The organism is Quadrisphaera setariae, from assembly GCF_008041935.1.
Classification (GTDB): Bacteria; Actinomycetota; Actinomycetes; order Actinomycetales; family Quadrisphaeraceae; genus Quadrisphaera; species Quadrisphaera setariae.
In genome coordinates, this window is sequence record NZ_VKAC01000002.1 from 356,418 (window position 1) to 383,395 (window position 26,978).

22 protein-coding genes, 3 pseudogenes and 1 other annotated feature are annotated in these 26,978 nt (G+C 71.2%); of the genes and pseudogenes, 10 read left to right on the plus strand and 15 right to left on the minus strand.

Translation table 11 applies throughout. The features are described 5' to 3' along the window. The first annotated feature begins 68 nt into the window (after window positions 1-68). Together FMM08_RS04890 and FMM08_RS04895 are read left to right on the plus strand one after the other, a co-directional pair. Window positions 69-284: a hypothetical protein gene (locus FMM08_RS04890; RefSeq protein WP_187279543.1), complete on the plus strand. Its 216-nt coding sequence runs from the start codon at window positions 69-71 to the stop codon at window positions 282-284. Window positions 285-296: 12 nt separating this feature from the next. Further along, window positions 297-1,895, plus strand: a complete 1,599-nt coding sequence (locus FMM08_RS04895; protein WP_147925199.1) for a cryptochrome/photolyase family protein — start codon at window positions 297-299, stop codon at window positions 1,893-1,895. A gap of 10 nt (window positions 1,896-1,905) precedes the next feature. On the opposite strand, the gene FMM08_RS04900 is transcribed toward FMM08_RS04895, so the two are convergent. After that, entirely contained in the window at window positions 1,906-2,205 is a 300-nt protein-coding gene (locus FMM08_RS04900) for a helix-turn-helix domain-containing protein (protein ID WP_147925200.1), read from the minus strand. 63 nt (window positions 2,206-2,268) lie between these two features. Here FMM08_RS04900 and map point away from each other — a divergent pair, with 63 nt between their 5' ends. Continuing rightward, a complete protein-coding gene (gene map / locus FMM08_RS04905; RefSeq protein WP_439653549.1) occupies window positions 2,269-3,030 on the plus strand; it encodes a type I methionyl aminopeptidase in 762 nt (253 codons plus the stop codon). A 9-nt stretch (window positions 3,031-3,039) separates the two neighbouring features. On the opposite strand, the gene FMM08_RS04910 is transcribed toward map, so the two are convergent. Continuing rightward, entirely contained in the window at window positions 3,040-4,767 is a 1,728-nt protein-coding gene (locus tag FMM08_RS04910; RefSeq protein ID WP_187279544.1) for a SpoIIE family protein phosphatase, read from the minus strand. A gap of 64 nt (window positions 4,768-4,831) precedes the next feature. On the opposite strand from FMM08_RS04910, the gene FMM08_RS04915 reads away from it, so the two are divergent. From FMM08_RS04915 to FMM08_RS04925, 3 genes are all read left to right on the plus strand, one after another. Next, on the plus strand, window positions 4,832-5,659 hold the full coding sequence (locus tag FMM08_RS04915) for a sulfite exporter TauE/SafE family protein (RefSeq protein ID WP_147925203.1): 828 nt from the start codon (window positions 4,832-4,834) through the stop codon (window positions 5,657-5,659). A gap of 64 nt (window positions 5,660-5,723) precedes the next feature. Next, complete coding sequence (locus tag FMM08_RS04920; protein WP_147925204.1) at window positions 5,724-6,152, plus strand: GNAT family N-acetyltransferase; 429 nt, start codon at window positions 5,724-5,726, stop codon at window positions 6,150-6,152. Window positions 6,153-6,396: 244 nt separating this feature from the next. Further along, window positions 6,397-7,680 (plus strand): cation:proton antiporter, encoded by a 1,284-nt coding sequence (locus FMM08_RS04925; RefSeq protein WP_147925205.1) that lies wholly within the window; start codon window positions 6,397-6,399, stop codon window positions 7,678-7,680. Window positions 7,681-7,822: 142 nt separating this feature from the next. On the opposite strand, the gene FMM08_RS04930 is transcribed toward FMM08_RS04925, so the two are convergent. The 5 genes from FMM08_RS04930 to FMM08_RS04950 all read right to left on the minus strand — a co-directional run bounded on the left by FMM08_RS04930 (window position 7,823) and on the right by FMM08_RS04950 (window position 14,479). Next, the gene (locus tag FMM08_RS04930) at window positions 7,823-10,336 is read right to left on the minus strand and encodes a SpoIIE family protein phosphatase (RefSeq protein WP_147925206.1); all 2,514 of its coding nucleotides are present in this window, start codon (window positions 10,334-10,336) and stop codon (window positions 7,823-7,825) included. A 161-nt stretch (window positions 10,337-10,497) separates the two neighbouring features. Beyond that, window positions 10,498-11,502 (minus strand): helix-turn-helix transcriptional regulator, encoded by a 1,005-nt coding sequence (locus FMM08_RS04935; RefSeq protein ID WP_147925207.1) that lies wholly within the window; start codon window positions 11,500-11,502, stop codon window positions 10,498-10,500. A gap of 187 nt (window positions 11,503-11,689) precedes the next feature. Further along, window positions 11,690-12,865, minus strand: a complete 1,176-nt coding sequence (locus tag FMM08_RS04940; protein WP_147925208.1) for a zinc-dependent alcohol dehydrogenase — start codon at window positions 12,863-12,865, stop codon at window positions 11,690-11,692. Further along, window positions 12,862-13,209 carry a hypothetical protein gene (locus FMM08_RS04945; RefSeq protein ID WP_222710412.1) on the minus strand — a complete coding sequence of 116 codons (348 nt, stop codon included), beginning with the start codon at window positions 13,207-13,209 and terminating at the stop codon, window positions 12,862-12,864. The genes FMM08_RS04940 and FMM08_RS04945 overlap by 4 nt, the downstream gene beginning before the upstream one ends. 121 nt (window positions 13,210-13,330) lie before the next feature. After that, complete coding sequence (locus FMM08_RS04950) at window positions 13,331-14,479, minus strand: glutathione-independent formaldehyde dehydrogenase (protein WP_147925210.1); 1,149 nt, start codon at window positions 14,477-14,479, stop codon at window positions 13,331-13,333. Between the two features lie 181 nt (window positions 14,480-14,660). On the opposite strand from FMM08_RS04950, the gene FMM08_RS04955 reads away from it, so the two are divergent. Together FMM08_RS04955 and FMM08_RS04960 are read left to right on the plus strand one after the other, a co-directional pair. Continuing rightward, a complete protein-coding gene (locus tag FMM08_RS04955; protein ID WP_147925211.1) occupies window positions 14,661-15,302 on the plus strand; it encodes a DUF1345 domain-containing protein in 642 nt (213 codons plus the stop codon). A gap of 341 nt (window positions 15,303-15,643) precedes the next feature. Further along, window positions 15,644-15,907 (plus strand): hypothetical protein, encoded by a 264-nt coding sequence (locus FMM08_RS04960; RefSeq protein WP_147925212.1) that lies wholly within the window; start codon window positions 15,644-15,646, stop codon window positions 15,905-15,907. A 106-nt stretch (window positions 15,908-16,013) separates the two neighbouring features. Here FMM08_RS04960 and FMM08_RS04965 read toward each other — a convergent pair. The 4 genes and pseudogenes from FMM08_RS04965 to FMM08_RS04980 form a co-directional block, all read right to left on the minus strand. Continuing rightward, a pseudogene (locus FMM08_RS04965) lies at window positions 16,014-17,297 on the minus strand (IS256 family transposase). Window positions 17,298-17,621: 324 nt separating this feature from the next. Further along, entirely contained in the window at window positions 17,622-19,661 is a 2,040-nt protein-coding gene (locus FMM08_RS04970; RefSeq protein WP_147925213.1) for a putative bifunctional diguanylate cyclase/phosphodiesterase, read from the minus strand. Window positions 19,662-20,096: 435 nt separating this feature from the next. After that, window positions 20,097-20,905, minus strand: a pseudogene (locus tag FMM08_RS04975) (IS5 family transposase); the annotation flags it as partial. 122 nt (window positions 20,906-21,027) lie between these two features. Beyond that, window positions 21,028-21,252, minus strand: a pseudogene (locus FMM08_RS04980) (ISL3 family transposase); the annotation flags it as partial. A gap of 468 nt (window positions 21,253-21,720) precedes the next feature. Here FMM08_RS04980 and FMM08_RS04985 point away from each other — a divergent pair. Continuing rightward, window positions 21,721-22,995 carry a hypothetical protein gene (locus tag FMM08_RS04985; RefSeq protein ID WP_147925214.1) on the plus strand — a complete coding sequence of 425 codons (1,275 nt, stop codon included), beginning with the start codon at window positions 21,721-21,723 and terminating at the stop codon, window positions 22,993-22,995. A 62-nt stretch (window positions 22,996-23,057) separates the two neighbouring features. After that, window positions 23,058-23,498, plus strand: coding sequence for a hypothetical protein (locus FMM08_RS04990; RefSeq protein WP_147925215.1), 441 nt, complete (start codon window positions 23,058-23,060; stop codon window positions 23,496-23,498). A 375-nt stretch (window positions 23,499-23,873) separates the two neighbouring features. On the opposite strand, the gene FMM08_RS04995 is transcribed toward FMM08_RS04990, so the two are convergent. The 4 genes from FMM08_RS04995 to FMM08_RS05010 form a co-directional block, all read right to left on the minus strand. Continuing rightward, the gene (locus FMM08_RS04995; protein ID WP_147925216.1) at window positions 23,874-24,554 is read right to left on the minus strand and encodes a hypothetical protein; all 681 of its coding nucleotides are present in this window, start codon (window positions 24,552-24,554) and stop codon (window positions 23,874-23,876) included. Between the two features lie 553 nt (window positions 24,555-25,107). Beyond that, complete coding sequence (locus FMM08_RS05000) at window positions 25,108-25,317, minus strand: hypothetical protein (RefSeq protein ID WP_147925217.1); 210 nt, start codon at window positions 25,315-25,317, stop codon at window positions 25,108-25,110. 137 nt (window positions 25,318-25,454) lie between these two features. After that, window positions 25,455-26,713, minus strand: a protein-coding gene (locus FMM08_RS05005; protein WP_147925218.1) for an IS3 family transposase whose coding sequence is annotated in 2 segments (ribosomal slippage) — window positions 25,455-26,422 and window positions 26,422-26,713 — 1,260 coding nt in all. Because the reading frame shifts where the segments join, the coding sequence is not laid out codon by codon here. Beyond that, window positions 26,304-26,435, minus strand: a sequence feature (AL1L pseudoknot). It overlaps the preceding gene by 132 nt. Next, window positions 26,685-26,975, minus strand: a complete 291-nt coding sequence (locus tag FMM08_RS05010) for a hypothetical protein (RefSeq protein WP_147925219.1) — start codon at window positions 26,973-26,975, stop codon at window positions 26,685-26,687. The genes FMM08_RS05005 and FMM08_RS05010 overlap by 29 nt, the downstream gene beginning before the upstream one ends. Between the last annotated feature and the right edge of the window lie 3 nt (window positions 26,976-26,978).

A 26,978-nucleotide genomic window follows, 5' to 3' on the forward strand; every position in this document is an offset into this window, starting at 1 on the left:
GTCGTCGGCTCCCTGGTGGACGGGCCGCCTTCCCCTCGGTCCTCCGCCTCCTCGACGGGATGGTCGACGTGAACCCCCTGGTCTCCCTGGTGCTCCTCGTGACCGGTCTGCGCGCCGGGCGCTCCGCCGCAGCCGCCGCGACCGGTGGCGCGGACCAGCAGGTGCCCGCCCTCGCTTCCGGAGCCCTCGCTGCGGGCCTGGTGGGCGCCGCGGCGTTCGCGGCCCTGCTGGGCGTCGTCGTCGCCTGCTGCGCGCTCGGGCTGGCGGCGGTCCTGTTCCTCTGATCGGCTGTGGGGGTGTCGGAGGACCGCGCCCCCCAGACCGTCCGGTGGCTCTTCGCCGACCAGCTCGGCCCGCACTTCCTCGACGACCCGCACCAGCGGGCCGTCCTCGTGGAGTCGACGCGGGTCTTCGCGCGCCGCACCGTCCACCGCCGCAAGGCGCACCTGGTGCTGTCCGCGATGCGCCACCGCGCCGCCGAGCTCGGGGAGCAGGCGGTGCACGTGCGTGCGGCCACCTACCGCCAGGGCCTGGCGCAGGCCGCCGAGCAGCTCACCGATGAGGAGCGCGCTGCCGGCCTCTCGGTGAGCGACCCGACGTCGTACGCCGCGCGCCGCTTCGTGCGGTCGCTGTCCGGTCGCCACGACGACGACGTCGAGCGCGCTGGGAGCTCCGACCTGCTGCCCCTGCGGGTGCTCCCGGCCCGGGGGTGGGCCGTGACCCAGGGCGAGTTCGCCCACTGGGCGGGACGGCGCGGCGAGCCCGGCCAGAAGCGCCTGCTCATGGAGGACTTCTACCGCGAGGTCAGGCGCTACCACCACCTGCTGCTCGAGGGCGACGGGGAGCCGCTGGGCGGCCAGTGGAACTACGACCACGACAACCGCGAGCCGGCCCCGCGGACGGGCACCCTGCGCGAGGTGGCCGGGGTCCCCGAGCCGTGGTGGCCGCGCGAGGACGACGTCGACGCGCAGGTCCGCGAGGACCTGGACCGGATGGCGCGCGACGAGGGCGTGCGGTTCGTCGGCGAGGACGGCCCTCGCCGCTTCGCGGTGACGCAGCGGGAGGCGCTGCACGTGCTGCGCGACTTCCTCGAGCACCGGCTGGAGGCGTTCGGCACCTACGAGGACGCGATGCTGGCCGACGACCGGTGGATGGCGCACTCCTTCCTGTCCGTGCCGCTCAACCTGGGCCTGGTGCACCCCGTGGAGGTGGTCCAGCGCGCGGAGGCGCACCACCGCGAGCATGGGACGCGCCTGGCGAGCACGGAGGGCTTCGTGCGCCAGGTGGTGGGCTGGCGCGAGTACGTGTGGCACCTGTACTGGCACCTCGGCGAGGACTACGGGCAGCGCAACGAGCTCGGCGCCACCGAGCCGCTGCCGGAGTGGTTCGCCGACCTGGACGCGAGGGGCGAGGTGCGCGCCGCGTGCCTGTCCGACGTGCTCGGCACCGTGCGCGAGGAGGGCTGGGCGCACCACATCCCGCGCCTCATGGTGCTCGGCGGGTACGCCCTGGCCCGCGGGTGGAGCCCGCAGGAGATGACCGACTGGTTCCAGACGCGGTTCGTGGACGGCTACGCGTGGGTGATGGCCGCCAACGTGGTGGGCATGAGCCAGCACGCCGACGGCGGGGTGATGGCCACCAAGCCGTACTGGTCGGGCGGCGCGTACATCGACAAGATGTCGGACTACTGCGGTCGGTGCCCCTACGACCCGAAGAAGCGGCTCGGCGAGGACGCCTGCCCCTTCACCGGCGGGTACTGGGCGTTCACCGCTCGCCACGAGGGGGTGCTGGCGAAGAACCCCCGCACGTCGCGAGCGGTGAGCGGCCTGCACCGGCTCAAGGACGCCGACGCCGTGGTGGCCCAGGAGGCCGACCGCGGGTCCCACGCCCCGTAGCGCGCGGCGGTCAGGAGACGAGGCGCTCGCCGTCGTCGTCTTGGGTGGTCTGGGCGGGGTGTGCGGGGTGGTCGCACAGCTGCGCCCACAGCGCGTCGAGGGAGAGTCCCAGGACACCGGCGACCGCGGCGACGGTGGGGAAGGCCGGGGTGGCGATGCGCCCCGTCTCGATCTTGCGCAGCGTCTCGGGGGAGATGCCGGCGTCGAGGGCGGTGGTGAGCACCGTGCGGTCACCGCGGGCCTCGCGCAGCAGCGCGCCCAGGCGCTGGCCGCGCTCCAGCTCGTCAGGAGTGAGGGGCACCCGGACCATGCGTGAATGCTATACCGGTATTAGTATCCCGTTCGTGATGAGCGTGAACCGGTGATCGAGGTCATGGACGCCACCCAGGTGCCGCACGCGCGGGCCGCCGGGGCGCTGGTCGGGAGGATCCTCGCGGAGCTGCGCGCCCGCACCCGCGCCGGCACCAACCTCCTCGAGCTGGACGCCTGGACCCGTGAGATGCAGCGCGAGGCCGGCGCGGTCTCCTGCTACGTCGACTACGCCCCCTCCTTCGGCCGCGGGCCGTTCGGCCACCACCTGTGCACCTCCGTCAACGACGCCGTGCTGCACGGCCTCCCGCACGACCGCGCCCTCGTCGACGGCGACCTGGTCTCCCTCGACCTCGCGCTCTCGCTGCGCGGCGTGGTGGCCGACGCCGCCATCAGCTTCGTGGTGGGGGAGCGGCCCACCCCCGAGGACACCGCCCTCATCGACGCCACCCAGCGGGCGCTCGCGGCCGCCGTCGAGGCCGCACGACCGGGTGCTCGCGTCGGGGACGTCTCCCACGCCATCGGCACCGTCCTCACCGCGGCGGGCTACCCGGTGAACCTCGACTTCGGCGGCCACGGCGTCGGCTCGACCATGCACCAGGACCCGCACGTCGCCAACCACGGTGAGCCCGGGCGGGGCTACAAGCTCCGGCCGGGGCTGCTGCTGGCGCTGGAGCCGTGGGCCATGGTCGACACCGCCGAGCTGGTCACCGACGACGACGGCTGGACGCTGCGCAGCGCCACCGGCTGCCGCACAGCGCACAGCGAGCACACCGTCCTCATCACGCCCGGTGGCGCAGAGGTGCTCACGACGCCCCCCGCCTGAGCCGCCCGCTCACGCGGGGCGCAGCCGGACGGCGAGCAGCGCGACGTCGTCCTCGGGGTGGGCCGGCAGCAGCCGGCGCACCACGGCGTCGCACAGCTGCTGGAGCGGGAGGTCGCGGAAGGCCTCCAGCGCAGCGCGCAGCTGCTCCAGCCCGGCGTCCAGAGCGGTGCCGCGGCGCTCCACGAGGCCGTCGGTGCACAGGAGCACCGTCGACCCCGGAGCCAGCTCGGCCACGTGCTCGTTGCGCACCGACCCGCCGGTGAGCTGCTCCATGCCCAGCAGCAGCCCTGACCGGCCGGGCAGCACCCGCGCCGGCCCCCCGGGCTCCACCGCCAGGGGCGGCAGGTGCCCGGCGCTGCACCAGCGCAGGACGGCTCCGCCGGTGGTCAGGTGCTGTGCCTCGCGCTCGAGCCGGGCCACGACCGCCGTCGCCGTGGTCTCCACGCCCAGGCTGGCCATGGCGGTGTCGACGCGGGCCAGCAGCTCCGCGGGCGGGGTGTCGTCGGCCACGCCGAGGCCCCGCAGGATGCCGCGGACCTGCCCCATGTCGGCGGCCGCGCGGCTGTCGTGACCCACGACGTCGCCGACGACGAGCACGGGGCCGGCGGGCTGGGCGAAGGCGTCGTACCAGTCGCCACCCACGTGCGCGCTGTGCGCGGCCGGCACGTACCGCACCGCCACCTCGCAGCCCGGCAGCAGCGGGGGAGCGGTGAGCAGGGAGCGCTGCAGCGCCTCTCCGAGGCGCTGCTGCTCGTCGCGCAGCCGGGCCGACTCCACGGCCAGCCCGCCGCGGCGGGCGAGGTCGGTGATGAGCGCGACGTCCTCGGCGTCCGGGGCTGGACGGCCCTGGTCGGTGTAGCACGAGAGCAGCCCGACGAGCCCGTACCGGCCGCGCAGCGGCACGACGACCAGCGACGAGGGGTCGAGCTGGGCGATGGCGGCGCGCGCGCCGGGGTCGGTGACCGCGGCGGCCATGACGTCGGCGGCTCCCCGGGTGAGCACCACCGGGCGGCCCTGCAGCAGCGGCTGGAACACCTCGCGCGCGGCGGCCTGCGCGCCGTCAGGGGTGCTGGCCCGGGGCTGGTCGACGACCGCAGACGTCTCCAGGGCCAGCCGGGCCACCAGCGGGAGCCGGCGGGAGTCGCGGTGCCACCAGCCGGCGGTGCGGACCGCGCCCCGCAGCAGCTGGTCGTCTCCCTCGACCTCGCTGACGACGCACCAGTCGGCCAGCGCCGGCACGACGAGGTGCGCGAGGCGCTCACTGGCCTCCCGCACGCCCACGGCGCCCCCGAGCTCCGCGCCGGACCGGGTCAGCAGGCCGTTGCGGCGCGAGCTGCGCTCGGCGGCCTCGCGGTCGAGGTGGCGCGCGGTGACGTCGGTGGTGCTCGTGGCCAGCCCGTCGCCGTCGGGCCAGGCCCTCACCTCCAGCCACAGGGGAGGGTCGACCGACGCGTGGACCTCGACCACCGTCTCGCGCTGCTGGGCCATCGCCGTGCGCCAGGCGCCCTCGACGGCGGACCCGCGCGACCCCGGCAGCACGTCCCACACGACGGACCCGACCATCGCCTCGCGGGTCGAGCCGGCCAGCCGCGCCGACGCGGCGTTGACCCAGGTGAAGCGCCAGTCGGCGTCGAGCAGGGCGAACCCGTTCGGCAGGGCCTCGAGCAGCGCTTCAGCGCGCTCGGGGGAGAGCAGCCCGGGCGCAGCAGCGACGTCCTCGACGCGGTCCCCCACCACGCGCACAGTGTGGGGCCCGGCACCGACGGCCCACCACCTCAGGCGGCACGTAGTGTCGCCGCCCGTGACGTGGCTCGAGATCTCCCTGGTGCTGCTCGCCGGGCTGTGGGCGGGGACCATCAACGCCGTCGTCGGCTCCGGCACCCTCGTGACGTTCCCCGTGCTCGTGGCGCTGGGGTACTCGCCGCTGGTCGCCACGGTGAGCAACGGCATCGGCCTCGTGGCCGGGGGCGTCTCCGGGGCGTGGGGCTACCGCCGCGAGCTGCGCGGGCAGGGGCGCCGGCTGGCGCTGCTGCTGCCGGCCTCAGCGGTCGGCGGAGCGGTCGGCGCGGTGCTGCTGCTCCAGCTGCCGGAGTCGTCCTTCGAGACCGTGGTGCCCGCGCTCATCGTGCTGGCGCTCGTGCTGGTGGTGCTGCAGCCGCGGCTGCAGGCCCGGCTGCGGCGCCGGACCGAGGCCCGCGCCGCGCAGATCGCCGCGGAGCACGGTCCCGACGCCGGCCCCGTGCGCTCCTCCCGCTGGCTCGTCGCGGTGACGCTGCTGGCCACGCTCCTCATCGGCGTCTACGGCGGCTACTTCACCGCCGCGCAGGGCGTCATGCTCATCGCGGTGCTCGGCAGCCTCCTCGACGAGTCCCTGCAGCGCATCAACGGCCTCAAGAACGTGCTCACGCTGGTGGTCAACGTCGTCTCGGCGGCCTTCTACATCATCTTCGGCTCCGAGACGATCGACTGGCTCGTGGTGGCGCTCATCGCCGCGTCGTCACTGGTGGGAGGGGCCATCGGCGCGCGCTACGGGCGGCGCCTCCCCCCGAACGCCCTGCGCGGCGCCATCGTGGTGCTCGGGGTGGTGGCGCTGCTGCGCATCCTCGGCACGCAGGTCGGCTGGTGGTGACGAGGACGACGACGAGCGCTCGTGCGCCGAGGACCTCGGCACGACCGGCCGCGAGGATCACGCCATGACTGACGTCGTGGTGCGAGCCGCTCGCACGGACGAGGCCGGGGTCCTGCTGGACTTCTGGGCGCGTGCGGGAGAGAACGCCGCCCGACCGTCGGACGAGCTGGACGCCGTCGTCCGTCTGGTCGAGCGCGACCCCGAGGCGCTGGTCGTCGCCGAGCTCGACGGGCGGGTCGTCGGCACCGTCATCGCCGGGTGGGACGGCTGGCGCGCGAACCTGTACCGGTTGGCGGTCGACCCCGACGTCCGCGGACGCGGCATCGGGGGCCTGCTCCTGGCCCGAGCGGAGCAGCGCCTGCGCGCCCTGGGAGCTCAGCGCTTCTGCGCCATGGTGCTCGAGGACAACGGAGTGGGACGTGAGTTCTGGGCCTCCCGGGGCTACGTGCCGCAGGACGAGTGGCGCCGCTGGGTGAAGGCCGCCTCCTCCTGAGGCGCCCGTGCCCGATCCGGGCAGCCCAGCGCTGCAACGCCCTGTTGAGCGCAGTCGCGAGGAGGTCGAGACCCCCTCGGCGGGTGTCACAGGTCCTCCCTCCAGCGCGCGCCACCTGCCGAGCGCGCTTAGCGTCAGGAGGCTCCCGAGGGCTGCAGAAGCACCGGCCGGTCCGGGCCGCTCCCTGCGAAAGCGCACCCGTGACCCCTCCAGCTGCGCACTCTCCGGCCCTGGCCGGCCCGCGGTGACCGCCTTCGTCGTCTTCCTCCTCGCCGGGGCCAGCGCCCTGCTGGCCGCGGTGCTGCCCCGTGTGCTGCAGGGCCGGGCGTTCAGCCTGCCGATGGCCTTCCTGGGCCTGGGGGTGCTCATCGGGTTCCTGCCCGGGCTGCCGCGGGTCGACCCGGTCGAGCACGAGGCGGTGACCGAGCACCTCACCGAGGTCGTCGTGATCATCTCGCTGATGGGGGCGGGCCTGGCGATCGACAGACCCGTCGGGTGGCGCCGGTGGCGGACCACGTGGCGGCTCCTGGCGGTGGCGATGCCGCTGACGATCGTCCTGGTGGCCGTCACCGGCAGCGCTCTGGGCGGGCTGCCCCTGGCAGCCGCCGTCCTGCTGGGGTCGGCGCTGGCGCCCACCGACCCCGTGCTCGCCGGCGACGTCCAGGTGGCCGAGCCGAGCGAGGACTCCGACGAGGACGAGGTGAGGTTCGCCCTCACCAGCGAGGCCGGCCTGAACGACGGCGCGGCGTTCCCGGGGGTGTACCTCGCGGTCGCTCTGGCCGCCCACGGCGGCGCGCTGGGCAGCTGGCTCTGGGGCTGGGCGCTCGGTGACCTGCTGCTGCGCCTCGCCGTCGGCGTCGCGGTGGGGATCGCCACCGGGTGGGTGCTCGGTCGGGTCTTCTTCCGCTCCCGCGTCGAGGCGCTGCGCCTGTCCGAGCAGGTGGAGGGCTTCACCGCCCTGGCGGTGACCTTCCTCGCGTACGGGGCGGCGCAGCTGCTGCACGGCTACGGCTTCGTGGCGGTGTTCGTCGCCGCCGTCACGCTGCGCGCGGCCGAGCGCTCTCACGGGGCGCACCAGGTGGCCCACAGCTTCGTGGAGCAGACCGAGCGGATGCTCACCGCGTGGCTGCTGCTGCTCCTGGGGGCGGCGATGAGCGACGGCCTCCTGGGTGGTCTGACGTGGCGGCTGGCGCTGGTCGCGGTGCTGCTGGTCGTCGTGGTCCGGCCCCTGGTGGGGATGGTCTCGACGATCGGCACCGACGGCGGGTGGCGCGAGCGGGCGGTGATCGCGTTCTTCGGCGTGCGCGGCATCGGCTCGCTGTACTACCTGGCGTACGCCCTGGGCCACGGTGACTTCCCCGGCGAGTCGCTGTGGGCGGTCGTGGCGCTCGCGGTGGCGACGTCGGTGGTGGTTCACGGGGTGCTGGCCACGCCGGTGGTCGGACGGCTCGACCGCCGCCGCAGCGAGCACGCCCACCGCACCCACGGACGGGCCGAGGGAGACCCGGCGGTCGACGTGCACCTGTGAGGGGCTGCACGAGCGTGCGGCGGGTGGTCTCCGTCCTCGTCGTCCAGGACGCGGCGGTCGCGCGACGACGCCGGCGGTGACGGCGTCGGCGTCGTGGAAGAGCACCTGGTGGAGCTCTCGGACGCGTCTGCGCCCCCTGCCCTCAGAGGCGGTCTCTGCGGGCGGCGCGCCGTGCTCGCTCCAACCCGTCGGGGACACGAGCTGGCCCCGCTGCGCGAGGCCGGGGGGCGTCCTCGCGGTGGGCGCGCAGCGCCAGCAGCGCCACGTCGTCGTCCAGGTGGTCGCCCACGAGCGCCACCAGCGACTCGCACAGCTCCTCCGTGGACCCGCCGGCCAGCTCCGCGGCGGCCTGGGCCAACCACGCCATGCCGCGGTCCAGGCTGACCCCGCGGCGCTCGATGAGCCCGTCGGTGTAGAGCAGCACCGTCATCCCCGGGGCCAGCACCACCTCGTGGTCGTGGCGCTGGGTCATCGGGTCCCAGCCGAGCACGAGGTCCGAGGGCGGCTCCAGGTAGCGGGTGGTGCCGTCGGCCTCGATGAGCAGCGGTGGCACGTGCCCGGCGTTGGACCAGCGCAGCAGCCGCGTGCCCGCGGCCCGGTGCTCGGGGCTCTGCTCGACCTGGGCCAGGACGGCGGTGGCCACCGTGTCGATGCCCAGGCCGGCAGCGGCGCGGTCGACGGCGGCCAGCACCCGTGCCGGGGAGTGGTCCAGCGTGAACGCGATCCCGCGGACCAGGTTGCGCAGCTGGCCCATCACCGCGGCGGCGGCCATGTCGTGGCCGGTGACGTCACCGATGACCAGGCTGGTCAGACCCTCGGCGGTGACGAAGGCGTCGTACCAGTCCCCGCCGACCTCGGCGTGGTCCGCCGCGGCGGCGTAGCGCACCGCCACCTCGAGGTGGTCGGGCTCCGGCGGAGGGGTGAGCATCGAGCGCTGCAGCGTCTCGGCGATGCCAGCGGCAGCGGCCAGCGCGGTCTGCTCGGCGGCGTGCGAGGCGATGCGGGCCAGTGCCTGGCCCGTCATCGCGGCGAAGGCCTCTAGCAGCTCTCGCTCCTGGACGTCCCAGGTGCGGGCTTCGAGGAAGGCCATCGACATCGACCCCAGGAGCCCGCTCCGGTCGGTGAGCGGCACGCACACCGAGGCCTGGACCCCCGCGGCGGTGTACAGGTCACGCGCGCCGGGGAAGGCGGCCACCGTGGTGGCGAGGTCCTCCAGGTAGTGGGCGGTACCGGTGGTCGCGGTGTGGACGATCGGCATCGGGAAGTCCGCCGGCACCCGCTGGACGTGGGCGCGCAGGTCGGCGTCGAAGCTGGCGGTCGCCAGGGTGCGCACGTGCGTGCCCCCGGGCTCGGTCAGGCACAAGCCGGAGCCTGACGCCCCCAGCAGAGCGCTGCCCTGGGCGTCGAGCACCGCGAGGACGTCCTCGTGCCGCTCGGCGCCGGCCAGTGCCTGGGCGATGGCCACCAGCGATGCCTGGCGCTGGGCGCTGAGCCTCTCGGCGGCAGCGGCCGCACGGGCCTGCTGCGTCGAGGCCCGCTCGGCCTCGCGGGCGGCGAGGCGCTGCAGGGCCTGGGCGCACTGCCCGGCGTACGTCTCCAGCAGCTCCAGCTGGTCGGTCCCGAAGTCCTGGGCCTCGCGCCACCCGACGCTGAGCACGCCCAGCAGCTGCCCGCGGGCGAGGAGCGGCAGTGAGGCCCACGCCTGGCACCCGGTGGTGCGAACCACCTCCTCCATCGCCGAGGAGCAGGCCCTCGCGGTGGCCAGGTCGGGGACGAGCACCCGCGTGGCGGTCCGGGCGGCGCGGGTGACCGGCAGCTGGACGTCCAGGGGCAGGTGGCTGTACTGCGCGCGGGTGTCCTCACCCAGGCTCGTGGAGATGTAGGACACCAGCGTCCCCGGATCGCCGGAGGCGGGGACGGCGACCGCGCCGCCGTCAGCTCCCAGGGCCGCCTGGCCCTGCTCGGCCATGATGACCGACAGCTCCTCGACGCTCTCCGCGTCGCTGAGGGACAGCGCGATGCGGCCCAGGGCGCCCACCGACTCGATGGTGGCGCTGACCTTCGCGAGGGCGGCCAGCTCGGAGTCTCGGGCGGCGGCGGCCTCGGTGACGGTGCGGCGCAGCACCAGCTCGCTGGACGCGGTGGCGGCGAGGTCGGACAGCACCGCCAGGTCGTGGGCGCTCCACGTGCGCGGGGTGGTGTCGATGGCGCACAGCGAGCCCACCGCGACCCCGTCCGCGTCGTGCAGGGGGAACCCGGCGTAGGCGATGACGCCGATGTCGGTGATGGCGAGGTTGCCGGACAGCCGCTGGTCCTGTCGGGCGTCGCTGACGACGAGCGGGGTGTCGGTGGCCACCACGTGCTGGCAGAAGGAGTGCGACAGGTCGGTGCAGCGCGTCTGCTGCCAGGGCTCGGGGAGGCCGACGGCGCCCGGGAAGACCTGGCCGGTGGTGCTGACCAGGCTGACCAGGCCCACCGGCACACCGAGCACAGCGGTGACCAGGCGGGCGTAGCGGTCGAAGACCTCGTCCCCCGCTGTCGGGTCTGGGACCTCGGCGGGCGGAGCCGCCGGCAGCTCCGGGGCGGGTGCTGCACGTTCCTGGGACGACAGCGGCGGAGCAGCCTGCGCGGTCGCGGACCCAGGGCGAGGTTCCACAGCGCTGTCCCTCCTGTCCCGCGCCTCGGCCGAGCGCAGCTCGCGTCCGCGAGGGCCACGGCCACCACAGCGGCCACCGCGATCTCGCCGAAGGTAGTCGATCGCCGTGCGCCGTGCGGTGATCGCGCCGGCCGGCGGGGGGTCCCCCGCGGCCACAGCAGTCACCGCAGCACGCCCGGGTGCCCGTCGCCCGCGTCGCGTCGTGCGCTCAGCGGCGCCGGCACGTAGAGCCCTTGGCGGTCTGCCCGCACGGCGGCCAGGGTCCGGCTCGGTGCGTCGAGCTTGTGCAGCACGTGCTCGACGTGCGTGGCGACCGTCCCAGGTGCCAGCACGAGCCGGCGGGCGATCTGCGCGTTCGACAGGCCCTCCACCAGCAGCCCGACGACCTCCAGCTCGCGGGCGGTCAGTCCTCGGCAGTCCCCGGTCGCGGGGGAGAGGACCACCGCCCCGAGCGCCGACGCAGAGGACTGCTGCTCGTCCACCAGGACCGTCACGCGGGAGTGCCCGTCGGGTGCGTGCCGCCCCCCGCACGGCCACAGGAAGGAGCTGGAGGCGCGGCCGACGGTCAGGAAGGAGCGGGTGACCGGCAGCAGCGGCGAACCGGGGGCGAGGAGCGCGTCAGCCGGCAGGCCCGGGAGGTCGCCGAGCTGCTCCCCCGGGTAGAGCACTGCCCCGGCCCGAGCGCCGCTGAGGAGGCGGGCCGCTGCGGCGAGCTGGCGCAGGGGGTCGACTCCAGCTGCTGGCACGGGGACGAGGTGGTGCAGGGCGCGCCGTGCCGCCTCCTCGGGTGGTCGGCGGGAGCTGCGCAGCAGCGCGACGAACCCGGTGTGGCGGTGGTGGTGGTGGTCGACCAGGGCCACGGCGAGCAGCTCGGCGGCCAGGTGGGGCAGGTCTGACGGGCTCAGGGGCGGCCGGGGACGGTCGGTCTGGGTGAGGTCGACGTCGTGGGCCGCCGTCGGCCCGGGCAGGGGGGCCGCGGTGCTGCGGTCGTCGTGGGTGCTCGCCTGCGAGACGCACGGCTGCCTGGTGGGGTGCTCGGGGGCGACCCACGCAGCGTCGTGCGGCACGTGGTGCGCCAGCGCGTCGAGCACGTTCTGCGCGCGCTCCTGCACCGTCGTGGTGGAGGAGCCCGCTTCCGCCAGCTCCGGGGTGGCCGTCTCGAGCACGAGGCTCCTCCGGGCACAGGGCGTGCAGCGCCGGGTCTCCGCCCGTGCTGGACCGGCCGGCGCGTCCCCCGGACGTTCCTACCCCTCGGGCGCGTCGTCTGCCAGTCTGACGAGGTGCAGGAGCCAGGGGTGGGTGGTCGGCGAGACGTCCCCGTCGACCACCCACCACTGGCCCCTCAGCGACGGCTCATGCGTCGAGGCGGAACACCGAGCGCACGCAGCCGTCCTCCTTCTCCTTGAACATCCGGTAGCCGGCCGGCCCCTCCTCCAGGGGCATCACGTGCGGGGCGAGGTGCTCGGTCCTCACCTCGTCCCGGCTCATCCGCTCCAGGATCTCGGGGATGTAGCGGTGCCCGTGCTGCTGGGCGCCGCGCAGGGTCAGCGCCTTGTTCATCACCGCCCCCAGGGGGAAGGAGTCCACGAACCCGCCGAAGACGCCGAGGGTGAAGACCGTGCCGCCCTTGCGGCACGCGTAGATCGCCTCGCGCACGGCCCCGGGACGGTCGGTCTGCAGGCGCAGCTGCTGCTTGACCTGGTCGACCAGGTGCACCACCCCGTTCGCGTGCGCCTCCATGCCCACCGCCTCGATGCAGACGTCCGGCCCGCGCCCCCCGGTCATCTCGCGCAGCGCTGCGGGCACGTCCACCTGCGAGTAGTCCAGGGTCTCCGCGCCGATGTGGGTGCGGACCTGCTCGAGGCGGTTGGCGTACCTGTCGACGACGACGACGCGCTCCGCGCCCATCAGCGCCGCCGCGCGCGCCGCCATCTGCCCCACGCCGCCCGCACCCCACACGGCGACGGTGTCACCGGCCTTGACGCCGGCCTGGTCGGCACCGGTCCACCCGGTCGGTGCCGCGTCCGACGCGAACAGCGCCCGCTCGTCGGAGACTCCGTCGGGGACCGGGAAGGCCCCCTGGTCGGCGTAGGGCACCCGGATGTAGCGCGCATGGCTGCCGGCGTAGCCGCCCATGGCGTGCGAGTAGCCGTAGCAGCCGCCGATCGCCTGCCCCCACAGCGCCTCGGTGATGCCCGGGTTCGGGTTGCCGTTGTCGCACAGCGAGAAGAGCCCCTGCTGGCAGTACCAGCAGCGACCGCAGCTGGTGAAGGAGACCACCACCACGCGCTTCCCGACCCGGCGCTCGCGGACCCCGGGCCAGACCTCGACGACCGTGCCCATGAACTCGTGCCCGAGCACGTCACCAGAGCGCATCGCCGGGATGTACCCACCGAGCAGGTGCAGGTCCGAGCCGCAGGTGGCGCTGAGGGTCACCTCGATGATCGCGTCGTGGTCGTTGAGGATGGTCGGCTCGGGGACGTCTTCGACCGCCACCTCGTTGACGCCGCGCCACGTGAGGGCCTTCACCGCACACCCGCCCTGGGAGCCGCTGTCGTCCAGCGCTCGATGAGCGAGCCCCCGGGTGTGCGGCTGCGCTCGCCGTGCGGGGCGGGGTCGACGGCGAGCACCTCCCCGACCTCGAGGAGCTGCTTGGTCTCGCGCAGCGCCCGGCGCAGGTCCGCTTCGGCGTCCCTCCCGCCCAGCCGGGCGAGCCTGCTGGCCGGAGGTGCGTCGAGGAGCCGGGCGGAGAGCTCGGTGCCCCGGCCGTGGCTGGCCGGGCGGACGGAGACCTCGATCCTGCCGCGCAGGGAGGCCAGCGGTGCGGGGAGATGCTCGACGTCGATCTCACCCGGTGGGCGGAGCACGGTCACGGCCAGCCAGCCGGCGAGCCCCCGTGACCTCCCGCTCGCGCGACCCGTCGACCCGCCGGCGGCTGACCGGACCGATCGCACCGCGTGCAGAGAGCGGGTGAGGGGGGCCTGGACCGCCACGTCAGGCCCCCGCCGGCTTGAGGACGACCTTGGTCCAGCCGTCGTCGCGGGCGTCGAAGTGCCGGTAGGCCTCGGGGGCCTGGTCCAGCGGCAGCTCGTGGCTGACGATGAACGACGGCGAGGCCTTGCCCGCGGCGATGAGGTCGCGCAGCTGGCGGTTGTACTTCTTGACGGGCGCCTGGCCGCTGCCGATGTGCTGGCCCCGGAACCAGAACTGGCCGTAGTCGAAGGCGATCTGCCCGTTCTTGGCCAGCTCGTCGGGACCACCGGGGTCCTGCGGGACGAAGACGCCGATCGAGCCGATCTTCCCGGTGAAGCGCACCGAGGCGACCAGCTTGTTCATGGTGTCGTTCGGGCGCTCCTCACCGGAGGGGTCGTGCGCCTGGTAGCCCACGCACTCGCAGCCGTTGTCGGCCCCCAGGCCCATCGTCTGCTCCAGGACCGCCTGCACCGGGTCCACCGTCGAGTCGTCGATGGCGATCGCACCGATCGACTCGGCCAGCCGCAGCCGGTCCGGGTGCCGGTCGACGACCATGACCTTGCTCGCGCCGCGGACCGTGGCCGAGAGCGCCGCCATCAGCCCGACCGGGCCGGCGCCGTAGATGACCGTCTGGTCGCCCGGGGAGACACCAGCCAGTTCGGTCGCGTGGTACCCGGTGGGCCAGATGTCGGCGAGCATCACGTAGTCGGAGGCCTTCTCGTCGGCGTCCTCCCCCAGCCGCAGGCAGTTGAAGTCGCCCCAGGGCACCCGCAGCAGCTCGGCCTGGCCGCCCGCCCAGGGGCCCATGTCAGCGAAGCCGTACGCGGCACCCGCCATGCTCGGCTCCGGCTGGGCGGTCAGGCAGTAGTTGGTCAGCCCGTGCTCGCAGTTCTTGCAGTGGCCGCAGGCGACGTTGAACGGCAGGACGACGCGGTCACCGACCCTGACCTTGTCGACGCCGGCGCCGACCTCGACCACCTCGCCCATGTTCTCGTGCCCGAACCACCGCCCGGTCTCGAAGTCCGTGCGGCCCTCGTACATGTGCAGGTCCGAGCCGCAGATGTTCGTCGTCGTGATGCGGACCAAGACGTCGGTGGGGCGCTCGATGCGCGCGTCGGGGACCTCCTTCACGCTCACCTGGCGCGGGCCCTCGTAGACGACTGCCTTCATGGCCTGGCTCCTCTCCACCTGCTGCGCCGGCGCCCGTGCTCGACGTCGCGCTCCTCCATGTCACGCCCGCAGCGGGGGTGGGCGCATCGGCAGGTCTGCCGATGTCTGCGGCACCCGCCGGATGCTTCGGTGGGGGAGGCGAGGTCCAGCGCGGCGGCCCCGGTGCGCGCGAGGAGCAGACATGACGGACTCGGTCCGCGGACAGCAGGTCCTGTCGTGGCGGCGCCTGGTGACCTGCCTGGGTGCGGGCGCGGTGGTGGGTGGCCTCAGCACGGTCGTCGGAGCACCCGGCCTGGCGTTCCTGCTCGGGTGGTGCGTCGCCGCAGGGGGCCTGCTGGTGTGGGTGTGGCGCACGTGCTGGCCGCGCGACGCCCGGGGGACCAAGCAGGTGGCCGAGGAGGAGGGCCGGACACGGTCGACGGACGCCACCGTGCTGTGGGCCACGGTCATCAGCCTCGGGGCCGTCGTCGAGGGGCTCGTGCGGTCGGGCTCCTCCGACGCCGTCGGGGCCGTCACCGTCGTGCTCAGCGTCGTCGTGGTGGTCCTGTCCTGGGGACTGGTGTGCACGGTGTTCGCCTTCAAGTACGCGCGCTGGTACTACACCGGTGGTGACGGCGGCATCGACTTCGGCCAGCAGGAGCCGCCGGCGTACAGCGACTTCGCCTATGCGGCGCTCGGCGTCGGCATGAGCTACGCGGTGCCGGACGTCCAGATCACCGACACCTCGATGCGCAAGGTGGCCCTGGGCCACGCCCTGCTGTCCTACCTGTTCGGCACCGTCCTGGTGGCCGTCGCGGTCAGCCTCATCACCGACCTCGGCTGACCCGGACAGGTCCCCAGACATGCCCCGTCGTCCGTCGTGGGCTTCGCCGGGCGCCAGGGCCGGTCGCACCGCCCAGGACGAGCCGCCGCCCGAGTCAGCACCACCCCGCCTGGAGGGACGTCATGTCTCGCAGACAGACCGCTCAGCGGGCATACCTCCGCGCGGCGTGTCGCCGCATGAGAGGAGTTCACTGCCAGCCCAGCTCAGATGATGAGGCCGTGAAGAGCGGAAGGCCGCGGGGCGCTGACGACACGACTACCGCGCCTGGCCGTGAGAGTCCTGCTCTCGGTCTGCGGCGCGATCGACGAGCGACAGTCGCGGTCGCTGTTGCTGTCGCCGCGATGACCACGATGCTGACCGCTTGCTCACAGGGCGAGTCTCAGGCGCCTGCCGCAGCGGCGGTGGAGGCCTGTGAGAACGCCGCGATGCAGCAGTTCGACGTGGACAGCGCCGGCGATGTTGCTGACCCGCGCGCACTGCCTGTCCAAGACGGTGACTCGTTCGAGGTGACGGGTAGTGCTGAGGGAGTGGATCGGGCTTGTACCTGGCTGCGCACTCAGTCGGCCGGTGGTGTCACGGTCAAGACCTCGATCGTCGAACGCTGAGCCGCCGCACTGGCTGACGTCAGCCAGGCCGAGCACGCCCGGATGCCGGTCACGTCCCCTGCAGTGGTGCAGATCGTTCTCACCGTGCGGGGTCAGCCGGTGGGGATCATGCCGTCATAGCGGCTCCGGTGTCGATCCCGCTGACGCTGTCCGTGACGGTGCTGGGGATGGCCGGCAAGGACGTGACGTTCTCCCCGGTCAACGCCGCCATCGACGCCTCGGACAGGTAGCGCCGCTCACCGGCGGCCCACTCATCGTGGGCCTCCATCAGCACACAGCTGGTCAGCCGCAGCAGGGCGGCGTCGTTGGGGAAGACCCCCACCACGTCGGTACGCCGCTTGACCTCCTTGTTCAGCCGCTCCAACGGGTTGGTCGACCAGATCTTCTGCCAGTGGCTGGTCGGGAAGCCGGTGAAGGCCAGCACGTCCTCGCGGGCGCCGTCCATGACCGCGGCGACCTTGGGGTGGGTGGCCTGGAACGTGCTCGCGACGGAGTCCCACTGGCTCATCACGCCCGCAGCGGACGGCTGGGCGAACACCGTGCGGTAGTCCCCCGCAAGCGGGAGGTGCCCCCAGGCGGTGACGACTTCACCGTCGGCCTTGGCCACATGGGCCAGCAGGTCGCGCGCGAAGTGCACCCGGCACCTTTGCCAGCTCGCGCCGGACATCGACTTCGCGATCGCCTTCTTCAGCCCCTTGTGGGCGTCACTGATGACCAGCTGCACCCCGCCCGGCCCGCGGCGCTCCAGACCCGTCAGGAACGCCTTCCAGAACGTCTCGTCCTCACTGTCACCGACATCGACACCGAGGACCTCACGATGACCTGCGGCGGTCACCCCGGTGGCGATAGCCACCGCCCGGGACACCACGCGGTGGTTCACCCGGGCCTTGCAGTAGGTGGCGTCCAAGAAGACGTACCGGTAGGTCTGCTCGCCCAGGGGCCGGTCCCGGAAGGCGGCGACCTCGGTGTCCAGGTCGGTTCAAATCCGGGAGACCTCGGACTTGCCGATCCCGGATGCCACGCCCAGCGCCGCGACGAGGTCGTCGACCTTCCTAGTGCTGACGCCGTGCACGTAGGCCTCGGCCACCACCGCGAACAGCGCGACGTCGATGCGGCGCCGACGCTCGAGCAGGCTCGGGTAGAAGGAGCCGGTGCGCAGCTTGGGGATGCGCAGGTTCAGGTCCCCGGCGGTCGTGGCCAAGGTCTTGGGGCGGGTGCCGTTGCGGTGGCCCAGGCGGTCCTCGGTGCGCTCGTAGCGGGCGGCGCCGATGGCGTGAGCGGCCTCGGGGTCCACGAGCTCTTGCAGGGCGTCTTCGGTGATGCGCCAGATCCGGTCGTTCTCGCTCGTGTCGTGCAGTTCCGCGAGCAGGGCAGAGTGGTCCTCGGTCATCGCGCGCTTGTGTCCTATCCGTGAGTTCCCTAGTCCGGTCTCACTGACCATCGCGCGGTGACCGCTCAACTTGATCGCTACGTCGTCGTCAACGAAGACGACCACGTGTGGATCACCGGGAGCGGCTCCGGGATCTACACCACTTCACGGGACATGACTTCACCGCTTCACCAAACGTCTCGAGGCGTCCCACAGCACCGACCGCGGCGTTCCGTCTCGTCTCGGAGCGGAACGGTCACAGGACGCCGCGAAGCTCCTTGCGGGTGCTGATGGCGCGCCGTCACCCGCCGTAGTTGGGGTGTTCGACGCGGCAGGTGGTTGCTGTCAGGTGAGGACCTGGTAGCCAGCCGACGGGGTGGTGCGTGCTGCGGTGCGTAGCAGCTCCACGGGGAAGCGGTCGGCTGGGACGGGCGGGGAGTAGAGGTAGCCCTGCACGCTGTCGCAGCCCAGTCCCGCCAGGACAGCGAGCTCGTCGCGGCGCTCGACACCCTCGGCGACCACGTGCATCCCCAGTCGATGGCCCATGTCCACGATCGTGGCCACCAGCGCGTCATCAGCTGGCTCGTCCGAACCGTGGGGGAAGAGTGCTAGCACGAACGAGCGGTCGATCTTGAGCTCGTCCACAGGCAGCTGGCGCAGGTAGGACAGCGAGGAGTAGCCCGTCCCGAAGTCGTCGATCGAGGTGCGGACCCCGGTCGCCCTGAGAGCGGCCAGCACCTGCGCTGCTGCTGTCGGGTCAGCCACCAGGGTGTCTTCAGTGATCTCCAGGCACAGCAGGTCTGCCGGGACGCGCTGGCGGGCCAGCAGGTCAGCGACCTCGAAGGCGAACGACGGACGCACCAGGCAGTGCGCGGTGATGTTGACTGAGACCGGTACCCGGTAGCCGCGGCGCAGCCACGACCGGCAGGCGAAGAGCGCCTCGGTGAGCACCTTGGTCGTGAACGGCGCGGACAGCTCCGCGCTGGTGGCCATCGCGATGAACTCCGACGGCGCCAGCAGTCCGCGCACGGGGTGGTTCCACCTCGCCAGAGCCTCCACTCCCAGCAGCTGGCCGTTGGTGATGGCGACCTTGGGCTGCAGGTGCACCACGATCTGGTCGTCGGCGTCCAGGGCGCGGCGGAAGTCGGTCAGCGTCGCCAGGTGGCAGGCGGTGTAGGAGTCGGTGGCGGCCTCGTACAGCGCGGTGCCCGACCCGGAGCGCTTGGCGGTGTACATGGCTACATCGGCTTCGCGCAGCAGCTCATCGGCGACTTGAGCCCGCTGAGCAGGGCCCAGGGCTCCGCTGGCACCGGTAGGGAGGGCGGGGCGGTGGGCGATGCCGATGCTGACGTCGATGCTGACCGCAATCGTGCGGGCCGGAAGGGACGCCTCTCCAGGTGAGGTGCCAGCCGAGCTGTTCCGCTCCACGTTCTGCAGCGAGGTGGTCCGCGCGATGGTCATCCGGAGCCGCTGGGCGACGGCCAGGGCCTCTTGGGCGTCCAGGCCCGGCAGCAGCACCGCGAACTCATCCCCGCCCAGGCGCACCAGCAGCCCGGGCCGCTCAACCCCGGTGGCGGCGCGCGCGGAGACCGCGCGCAGCAGCTCATCGCCGGCGGAGTGGCCCAGGGTGTCGTTGACCTCCTTGAAGCGGTCCAGATCCAGGGCCAGGACGGCCACCGAGGCGCCGCTGGCCAGAACGGAGTCCATGGTCTGGGCCAGGTGGGCGCGGTTGGCCAGGCCGGTGAGGTCGTCGTGCAGCGTCTGGTGGCGCAGCTGCTCGACCAGGTCGGCTTGGACGGCGCGGGCGCGCTCCGCCAGTGTCCAGGCGGTCAGGGACCCGGTGCAGGCGGCGGCGAAGAAGGCGGCGTGCACCCCAGCGAAGCGCCAGGGGTGGGCCATGTGCTCGTGGTTGTGCCCGTAGACGTGGTGTGGCCACAGGGTCCCGACCAGGCCGTGCTCGAGCAGCACCCAGGCGATGGCGATGCTGAACGGTGCCCAGGCCTCGTACAGAGCGACGACGGGGACCATGACGAAGAAGTGGAAGTGGGCCTCGATGTACCCCCCGGAGACCGAGACCAGGTAGGAGGAGCAGGCCATGAGCCCGGCAGCGGCGGCGCAGGAGGCCAGCGCTCGATGCACGCGGAGGCGGCCCCGGGTGAGCTGCTCGGCGGTGGCGAGCAGGTACAGCGCGGCGGGGATCGCCAGCGGCGCGGCGGCCAGCAGCGGGGTGTGCCGGTAGAGGGTCCAGCCCGCGAGCAGGGGCAGGTGGGCGAGCAGGACGGTGGTGACCCAGCGGTGGCGGGTGCGCCAGACGTCCTCAGGCAGCGACAGCAGACCCGGGAGCCGCCAGCTCTGATGGCCGGTGCCCCGGCCGGTGGATGACACGCCCGATCATCGGCGGGCGTGCACCGGCACTTGAGTCCCGCATCAGGCGCTGCTCCCAGACGGCGCTCGGGTGCACCGGCACGCCAAGGCAAGCAGTCGCACGAAGGGACCATCGACCGGGCGGTTGGAGCCGTCCTGAGGGGCCCAGTCGAGCCCCAGCGACCCGCCGCACTCGGGGATCCCCGACCGGTCAGCAGCACGCTGACCATCGCTGTCCGCCCGCGGGAACTCCCCGCGTATGCCAGCAACCAGGCCGCCATCTCTATGGAGAAGACCGTGAAGTGCAGTGAGCGAGCGCGGTCGGCTCCAAGCCTCGTTGGCCTCGTCGGCCTCGGCGCCTGAGATTCTTCGTAGTGGTGCACCCCGAACACCTACGGGGCTGTACCCGGGGTGCACCAGGTCAAAGCCATGCGGCGGCGACGGGCACCCGAGCCGCATCACCGCGAGGGCTCGGTAGAGGCTGGCGCGCTTGGCGTAGCGGGTGGCCAGTGCCCGGCGCTGGTTGAGGCGGTTGAAGCAGCGCTCTACCACGTTGCGGTCGCGGTACCTGGCCGGGTCGAAGTTCGGCGGGCGCCCACCGCGGCTGCCCTTGGCGGCCCGGCGGGCGGTCTGGTCGGACTTCTCCGGGATGGTGTGGGCGATGCCCCGCCGGCGCAGCGCCCTGCGGGTGACGGGGTGGGCGTAGGCGCGGTCGGCGACGACGTGCTCGGGTCTCTTGCGGGGCCGTCCGGGGCGGCCGGTCTTGAGGGCGATCGCGTCCAGCAGCGGCATCAGCTGGGGGTTGTCCCCGGCCTGTCCCTCGGTGATCGTCAGTGACAGCGGTCGGCCCTTGTTGTCCACAGCGAGGTGGACCTTGCTGGTCAGCCCGCCGCGGGAGCGCCCGAGGGCTTCACCCTCAACGAGCGTGACCGCGCAGGCGCGCTGCCCTGCACGCCAGTAGGGCACCGCGGCCGCCCCCTTTTTCGCGCTCCGGCGGAGTGCTGGTGGGCGCGGACGCTGGTGGAGTCCACGTGGACGACCAGCTCGACGGGTTCGCCGTCGTTGTGGGTCTGCACGTGGGAGAAGATCTTGTCCCAGGTGCCGTCGGCTTCCCAGCGGCGCAGGCGTTCGTGGGCGGTCTTCCAGGGGCCGTAGCGCTCGGGGATGTCGCGCCAGGGGGCGCCGGTGGTCAGCTTCCAGATGATGGCGTTCAGGACCTGGCGGTGGTCTCTCCAGCGTCCGTTGCGTCGTCCGGCGGCGGGCATGAGGGGTTCGATGGCTGCTCAGGCCTGGTCGGTGACTTCATGGCGTCGGACATCACTCCAGGGTGAACTACACCCGGGGAAGATCGCCAGGACAAGCTAGAAGGAGTCCATCACGGGGTCGGCTCGGGTAGCTCGGTGGTGAGGCTCGCGAAGTCAATGAACCCGTTCATGGCCACGATCTCGGTGCCGTCGCACCATGGCTGGAGGCGCGCTGCTAGCCACGCGGTAGACGCCGCCCTAGATCGGCCTTCGCCCATGTCGAGCAGGCGTACGGGGCCGGTTCCGTCGCGAACGGGGGTCAGGTCGATAACAACTATGACGTCGCGGTCACCGCGGCGGGTGTGGCGTCGTCATGCGCGAGGCAGCAGGCCAGGACGTCCCGACCCGGTTCGAGGCGCTGGACGGTGATGCGCAGGCCGGAGGCGTCGCTACCGGTGAACGTGGTCAAGTTGGGGTCGTCGAAGCTAGCGTCAAGCAGGTCGAGGTCCTTTAGATGGCTGGCATGAAAATTGCCATCCCTTGAGGGCCTCGACATGCATTCTCGGGTGCGCTGAGGCAGCAAGGGCAGTCTGCAGGGCTCCGTACGGTATTGCTGACGTCCTCCACATCCATCCACAGTATGACGGCGCGGGGCGATGCCCAGTTCCAAGAGTGATCACCTGCAGTCCTAAGGATGATCTTCAGTAATGGCATAGTAAAGCCGCTGGTCTTAGCGAGCCTCCACGGTGAGGCTTGCGGACAGCCGGGAGCTTTTCGGTGCGCAAGCACGTTCTCCCCCGGTTTACTTGGCATCCCTTGTCTAAACTGGAGGAATTGTGACGGATGCGCGCTCGCCCATGCGAAACGCGAAGGGAAATACGCTGGTTGCGACACTTCCATCTCGGCCAAGGCGAAGGGTCGCTCGCAGCTCGACGATTGCAGTTGTTCTGGCGACATGTGCAGCGCTGAGCATTCCGATGCAAGCAGTTGCTGCGGCCCCTCAGAGCTCGTCCACAGCCGCCGATTTTACACTCGCTGATCTCGCGGCCGGCAAATACGCACAGCCGGCCCCGAATGCTTCAACGCTAGATACTTCGGCCCGCACTTCGGCGCCGAAAGTTGATGTGAGACTGATTGAAAATTCAGCTGGACAGAAGGCGGTCGCTGACTTGACCGCAACAGGAGGCGATGCCAGCTCGCAGTTCTTGACTGCTGCCACTCCGACCGCGGTGAATCTGTCTTGGGCTTCCGTAGTCGGCATTACGCAATATCGAGTTGTTCGGGATGACAAGCAGATTGGAATTACCTCTTCCACGAGCTACAAAGACGTCGCCGTCAAGCCGGGGGAGGTGCACGAGTACCGGGTCGAATCCATTCTACCCTCTGCGGACAGCACCATCGATGCGCGCACTTGGGGCGCGTCCGTTGCTGTGCCCGGCAAGAGCGGCACCTCCACGTCAAGCTTGCAGGCGGATGCTAGTGCACGGGCATCGGCACTCGCCGCAATCTCAACGACCAATATCCAGTATCAGACCTTCATTGAACAAGATAAGATTCCTGGTCCGCCCGCAGGGTGCGGCCAGTACAATAATCCCGTTCCTCTGACCGGGCCCGCCAAGTACTACTTCGGTGGAGACAATCGTGGTTTTGGTCCCAGCGCTTACCCGTATCGGACTCGAGAGGGGGCGGTGATTAACTGGAACTCGGGCGGATCTGTCTCAAAGAACATCAGCATGGGAACGACGCACGTCTACGACTCGGCAGGGAAGCTGCTCGCTGAGAAGACCGCCTCTGCGAGTGGCATGTCGGTTGAGAGGCTGACGGCGAGTACCGCGAGTGCAGTGGACATCCGCTTCATCGCGCGCGCCACCGATCCGTTTTGCACGGGGATCCCGAACGGGATCAATTCTTCTTTCGTCATTCATGTGACTAATTCTGGGACCTGGTCGATCCAGACCGGAAGTCACCGTCAGATGCCCGATCATGAGGTGTACATCTCAAGGGGATCTTCGTGGGCGACAGTCTACCAGCGGCGTTATGCTTCCCTCGCTTGCTTGGTTGCCTCGGCCTGTGAAAGCGCCAACATGACCGGGATTTACGGAAAGTACTGACCGGCGTGAGGGCTGGCTCACTCAATGCGAGTGAGCCAGGCCACCTCCGATAGGATGGAAACATGCAGCGAATCGTCGATTTCCGCGCCATCGCCCGGCTCCTCGCTGCGGGCCCTGCCATTGGATGCTTGGGTGGCCTCATGCTCGCTGGTGTCCTGGTTTCGGGTTCTCCGACTAATCAAGCGTATACCGGCTGGATTCTATTCTTTGCCGCTGGTCTTGGCGCTGTCGGTGGCTTGGTCAACATTGTCGCGTGCTTACTGATAACTCGAGGATCTGCCAGATTGTTTCAGGGACGTCGGAGACTTGTGTGGTTCGTTCTGCTGCCCGGAGCTTTAGCCGCCCTAGAAACCCTTTTCGTCGTGAGCCGCTTTGTGCCGTCGCCGCTTTGGGTAACGCTGTCAGCACTGATTGCCTTCTTGAGTCAATCTGGTGGCCTGATGGCTGTGTATCGGTCGAGTATTGATCGACCTAAAATTCAGGACGCCTCCAGTCGACCGTGACGAAATTGTGGCACGCCCGGGTCAAGGCAGAGGCAGCCAAGGTCGCAACGGTGCGAGCTCCTAGAGATGCCGCTCGTCCCAGATGGCCGTCGACAAGGCGGCGTCTTGTCTGGCCCGACGGCGAAGGAGACTCTCTACCGGCCTGGCACGAGCAGCGGGCCGATCGAGGCGGTCGACGGCTGGCTGGACTTCCGTGGAACTCAGCATACGGATTTCGAAACCTGGAGAACTCCATCGCCCACTCCCTGCAGGAGGTGGGCAGGTTCAGGCCGCTCCCGCTCCCTGAAACGCGATGAGCCAGCCCATGACATCGTCATGGCAGCGAACACGACGCCGCACAGCTGGTCCCACTTCTCCTGCGGGGGTGTCCTTCGGTCACTTGGAGCGCATGTCGATCTCCAGGACTCGACCCATCATCAGACCCAGCCGCCGCAAGGGCTCAAGGCGCGCGACGCCGTCAACCCACTGGAGTTTCCGCACGGCAGCGCGAAGGTAGTGCCAGTCGCCCCCGATCTTGTAGCGCTTTTCTGCTGCCACCTCCCCGGACTTTGCATCCTTCACCTGGAGCCACACGGTGCTTCCACGCCATTCCACCGTGCCGCCGGCTTCGGCGATCCACCGCCGGTTGCGGGACTGCTTCGGCGCAAGAGCGTAGGTAGCGGGCCACCCGGCGCTCTGCAGATCTCTCAGGAGCGATGTCCACGTACCTGGCTCCAGTGACAGGTGCTGCTCCGCCATCTCATGGGCGTCGATGAACTGGTCCCCCAGGAACTGGATCAGCTCATCATCGGAGGCCAGCGGGAAGTCCTCCCGGTCGGTGAACAGCCGCACGTGCACGAAGCCGTCGCACTCAGTCACCCGCCGCATGCTCACGTGGTCGAACGTCGTGTGCTGCGTCCGCCACAGAGACACGTTGATCTTCTTGATAGGGGAATCCAAGTACCACGCCACAGCCCCCCAGGAGCTGAGAATTCGGCCGCAGTACTCCTGGACTCGTCCGTGGATGGGTTCATCTACGGTGTGCAGCTCGTACCGGTATCCGACTTCGAGTCTCACCAGCGGTTCCTGTTCTTCGGAAGCAGTCTGCCGTTCCGTCTCGTGGGCGTCGATCAGGGGATGACCATGCCCGTGGAGGAGGTCGTCCGGGTAGGTACCGCTGGGCCGATCACGTGATGCGGTGAGCCGGTGCTGTGCGAACTGGTGGCAACTGCTTCGTGACGTCTCAGAAGCTGGCTTCCCAGCCGTCGTGGTCGCCTCCGCGCACGCCAGCGGTCATCACCGTTGCTGCGTCCACGCCACGCCATGCTCCTCGGCGATCAGGACCCGCGCCGATCCGTCCGCGGATGGCTCGGGCCTGGCCTGGCGAGCCGGCGCGCAGATGGTGCGCTCGGACGGCTGGCGCACGGCTCATCGTGGCGTGCGAGGCCCGTGGCGGCGACGAGCCTGTCGTCATGTCGCCCAGACGCTGGAGCAGGATTCATGTCGGACGAGGACCGCTGACCGTCCGCCTCGAAGCACGTCACGACGCCCCGATGCTCGGGCCGCCGTCCGTCGCAGAAGGGATCGCTCAGCGAACGCCGTGGCCGTCGGGAGTTTGGGAATGGGCGGCTCACATACGTGGATCGGGCAACTCAAGCGCTTCAGCAGCGGTCCGACCAGCGTTGCCCGTCCTGCTTTCGCGCCGACTGTCTCGCATCCCGTGCTTGACTCCGAACCGCACCGCGGCGTAGAGGCCGAGGAGGACGATGGCGAGCGGTACGAGGAAAGCGACCGCCTCGCGGATGAGCAGGACCCATCCATCGGCGCTGATGCTCGGCATCCCACGACCGTATGCGCTTGTTGATGTTGGCTTGGCGGAGACGCGCTGCTGCTTCGCGATCCGGTCGCCGGCTAGCGCCATGACTCACTCAGGATGGTCAGCCGGACGAGGCAACAGTCTGTCTCGCCCCGTGTCTGTCAGAGACTCGGAACTAACGCCTCGACGGTAGCTGGGACGCTGATGCCAGCGGTGCTGGCGTAGTAGCCGGCCTCGAACTCCACCGGCGGGACCAGGCCCAGCTCGCCGTGCAGGCGCCGGTGGTTGAACCAGTCCACGTACTCCGCCACCGCGATCTCCAGATCCTCGATGCCCTTCCACAGGCCCCGGTGACGGACCAGCTCGGCCTTGAACAGGGAGTTGAACGCCTCGGCCAGAGCGTTGTCATACGAGTCGCCGGTGCTCCCCACCGACGCGACAGCGCCGGCCTCGGCCAGACGCTGGGTGTAGCGAATCGCGACGTACTGCACGCCCTTGTCCGAGTGCGCCACGACGCCGGCGACGTCGCGGCCGGCGTGCTGGCGGGTCCACAGACCCATCTCCAGGGCGTCCAGGGCCAGGTCGGTGCGCAGGCTCGTGGACACCTGCCACCCGACGACTCGCCGGCTGAAGACGTCGATGACGAACGCCGCGTACACCCACCCGGTGAACGTCCGGCAGTAGGTGATGTCAGCGACCCACAGCCGGTCCGGGGCCGGCGCTGTGAACTTCCGCTCCACCAGGTCCGCGCGGGTCTCAGGCCCCGTGCCCGGGATCGTGGTGCGGGGGCCCTTGGCCCTGCTCACACCCCGAAGCCCCGCGGCGCGCATCAAGCGTTCCACGCTGCAGCGGGCCATCGGCTGCCCGCGCCGGAGGAGTTCGGCGTGAACCTTGCGGGAGCCGTACACGCCGTAGTTCTCCTCGTGCACCGCGCGGATCGCCGCGGTGCGAGCGGCATCGATGACCGACCTCATCGAGGGGCGCCGGGAACGGGCGGCGTAGTAGGTGCTCGGGGCGACCTGCGTGCCAGCAGCGCTGAGCACCGTGCAGATCGGCTCGACCCCGAAGCGGTCCTTGTGGGCGTCGATGTAGGCGACGATCACTTCAGTCGGCGGTCGAGCTCCGCCGCGGCGAAAAACGCTGAGGCGGTCTTGAGGATCTCGTTGGCCCGGCGCAGCTCGCGGTTCTCCCGCTCCAGCTCAGCGATCCGGCGGGCTTCGTCGGTGGTGGTGCCCGAACGCAGGCCCTCGTCGACCTCGGCCTGGGAGACCCAGTTCCTCAGCGTCTCGGCGTTGATGCCCAGCTGTCCACCGATGCGAGCCAGGGCGCCTGGGCGGGTGGCTGGGTCACGGCGGGCTTCGACCGCCATCCGGATCGCTCGCTCGCGCAGCTCATCGGGGTACTTCCTCGGTGCCGCCATGACTCTCATCCTCCAGTGGGTTGAGAGCCTCCGTCAGAGTCGGGGCGAGACAGGTGGTGCTGACTGCTGCGGCGACCACGATCCAAACCAAGATTGGGAGTGCGGCACCGAGGTCGTTGCGCAGCACGAGTACGAGTAGCCAGATGGTCGCAGCTGCCAGCACGGTCCTGTTCCACCAGCGCAGGACGCGTCGCTGGGTGGGGGTGGTCTGTTGGGTGGGGCGGTACGTCCCGAAGGTGTCGGCGACGGTGGTGGGATCCACGTG